Raw genomic sequence first — 2,854 nt, forward strand, 5'->3', positions numbered from 1 at the left:
CGATTCGTCTTCACCAGGCGACTGGAATCGATCCCGCTGATTCGGTCAAACGATTTTCGGAAGGGCGCGGAATCCCGCTATGGTTGACGGGAACCGCTGTTCGAACCGTTCATCTTGCGCGTCCAAATCCGTACGGGGCCGGCCCGACCTCGCAGGCTGTGCTCGCCCTGGTCCTCCAATTGCGCCGTGATTTCAGACGCGATGTCGGGACAGGATGTTTTGACGGCCGAGACCAGCGTGTCGCCAACCACCAGCGGCGTTCCCAGGGTGCGCGTCAGCGTCTGCAATCGGGCGGCCGTGTTGACGGTGTCGCCGATCACCGTGAACGACATGCTGTATTCGCTGCCGACATCGCCGAGAACAGCCGGCCCGTAATGGATGCCGATGCCCATCGCGAGGCGATCCGCCGCCGCACGCTCGCGCTCGTCATTCCAACGCTCAAGCGCCTCAATCATCTTTTCGGCGCAGGCGAGCGCGTTGGCGGCGTCTTTGGAGCTCGCGCTCGGAACGCCGAACACAGCGACGATCGCATCGCCGATGTATTTGTCGACCGTTCCGCCACAGGCAAAGATTTGTGCGGTCATCCGCGCGTGGAATTCGCGCAACATCGCCATGACCGCCTCCGGGGGCATGGTCTCGGCCATTTGGGTGAAGCCGACAATGTCAGCAAACAGAACGCCAACCGTTTCCCGGCGGACCGCGCCGAGCGGCTCATCCTGTGCGGCCAGCAACTCGACGATGTTCGGAGAAAAGTACCGGGACAGATTGTTGCGCGCCCGCTCGGCTTCCTGGCGCACCCGATCCATTTCGCGCAGCTTGGCGATGTTCGCCAGCGCCTTGCGGACCGTGATCTCGAGATCGCTCAGGTCCAGGGGCTTGGTGACGAAATCAAAGGCGCCGCGATTCATCGCCGTGCGCAGATTGGCCATGTCGCCATAAGCCGAGACGATGATCGCGCGCACCGCGGACTGCCGCTCGTGCAGCTCGCTCAGCAGAGTGAGCCCATCCATCACCGGCATGTTGATATCGAGCAGAATGAGGTCGATATCCGGTTCGGCATCGAGGGCGGACAACGCCTCCTCGCCATGATGGGCGAAGCGGAATGCGAATTCTCCCTCACGGATCTGACGGCGAAAACGCTGCCTGATCAGAAACTCGAAATCGGGTTCGTCGTCGACCGCAAGGATCTTTGTTGAAGCGATCACGGGGACACCCTCAGGTCAGTCGGGCGGGCAGCTGGCGCAGTCGCTCCTTCAGGAAATCAAAGTCGACCGGCTTTGTGAGGAATTCGACGGCTCCATATTCGGCCGCGCGGCGGCGCCGTTCCTCGTCGCCATAGGCGGTGAGCATGATGACCGCCAAGTCGGGCCGACGCGTCTTGATCTCGCGCAGCAGCGCCAGCCCGTCCATCCCCGGCATGTTGATGTCCGACAGAATAACGATCAATTGCGGCTCGATGTCGGTTGCGAGACGCTCCAGCGCTTCCGAGGCCGAGAGAGCAAAGTGCAGGACATAGGCCCCCTCTCGCGCCTCGCGTCGAAATTGCTGCCGAAACAACACGGCGACGTCGGGTTCGTCGTCGACAATCAAGATGCTTACGGTCATGACTCTCCGCTCGCCGCCGAAGAATCCGCTGCCCCTCTGGCCGGGAAGCAGCGTGGCAAACTTACGACGAATTCGGTGAAGGCTCCAACTTCGCTGGCGACCTTGATCGTCCCGCCGTGCTCCTTGGTGACGATCTCGTAGCTGATCGACAACCCGAGCCCGGTGCCTTCGCCGGGCGGCTTCGTGGTGAAGAACGGCTGGAAGAGCTTGTCCCGGATGTCGTCGGGAATGCCGAAGCCGTTGTCGCGCACCCTCACCTCGACCGCCTCGCCCAGATCGCGCGTGGTCACAGTCAGCACGGGTCTGAACGCCCCGTCGTTTACTGTCCGGCGGCGCTGGTTCGCGGCGTAGAATCCGTTGCCAATGAGGTTGAGAAACACGCGCGTCATGTCTTGCGGCACGAGCTTGAGCGGCGCGATGTCCGCGCCGTATTCCCGATCCAGAGCGATGTTGAAATCCTGATCCTGGGCTCGGGCGCCATGATACGCGAGATTGAGCGACTCCTCGACCAGAGTATTGAGGTTGACGCTCTGCCGGTCGCCGCCGCCGCTGCGGGAATGCGCCAGCATGCTCCGGACGATATTGTCGGCGCGTTTGCCGTGCTGGACGATCCGTTCCAGATTGCCGGTCAGCATCTCCGTCACCTCGGCGACTTCGCGGCGTTGATGCGGGGCGAGCGCTTCGAAGGCGGATGCGGCCGCAGCCTTCAGTTCGTCCAGCAGCCCGATCGAAAGGCCGGCAAAATTGTTGACGAAATTGAGCGGGTTCTTGATTTCGTGGGCGATCCCGGCGGTGAGCTGGCCGAGCGACGCCATCTTTTCAGCCTGAATCAAATTCGCCTGGGCCGCCTTCAGCTCGTGCAGCGCCGCCTCGGCGGCGTCGCGCGCGGCGCGGATCTCCAATTCTGCGCGCCGTCGCTCTTGCTCGAGGCGGTCCCTCTCGATCAGGCTATCGCGCAACATCCCGAGCGTGCCGGTCATCGCCACGATCTCGGAGACGCCGGTCGGCGGCATCGCGACGTCGAGTTCGCCGCGTGTGATCGACGCCATGCATCGCTCCAGCTGCTTCAGCGGGACGGTGATCGAGCGCACGGTCAGCGCAGTGAAGAGCAATGCGAGCACGAGCGCGCCGATTCCGCCGACGATCGCGAGCTTGACGGCGAGCTCGGCCTGGAGCGTCGACGCGTCGCGCCGGGCCACGGCCTGCTGCTCGACCCGGTCCACGATCTTGTCGATCGCGTCATCGATAT

At 63.2% G+C, this 2,854-nt stretch carries 3 protein-coding genes; all 3 read right to left on the reverse strand.

Features of this window, described 5'->3' with window-relative positions:
* Window positions 1–77: 77 nt before the first annotated feature.
* The gene (locus tag ACLP25_RS19290) at window positions 78–1,205 is read right to left on the reverse strand and encodes an adenylate/guanylate cyclase domain-containing protein (protein WP_442470776.1); all 1,128 of its coding nucleotides are present in this window, start codon (window positions 1,203–1,205) and stop codon (window positions 78–80) included.
* A gap of 10 nt (window positions 1,206–1,215) precedes the next feature.
* Complete coding sequence (locus ACLP25_RS19295) at window positions 1,216–1,605, reverse strand: response regulator (protein ID WP_442470777.1); 390 nt, start codon at window positions 1,603–1,605, stop codon at window positions 1,216–1,218.
* Window positions 1,602–2,854, reverse strand: a 1,253-nt coding sequence (locus tag ACLP25_RS19300) for a sensor histidine kinase (protein ID WP_442470778.1), incomplete at its 5' end; no start/stop codon positions are given. The genes ACLP25_RS19295 and ACLP25_RS19300, both read right to left, overlap by 4 nt.

It is taken from the genome of Roseiarcus sp., assembly GCF_052145395.1.
GTDB lineage: Bacteria > Pseudomonadota > Alphaproteobacteria > Rhizobiales > Beijerinckiaceae > Roseiarcus.

What these genes read in the sequence shown, in the direction of transcription:
- ACLP25_RS19295 (WP_442470777.1), bottom strand. Translation starts at nt 1,605, where the DNA reads ATGACCGTAAGCATCTTGATTGTCGACGACGAACCCGACGTCGCCGTG.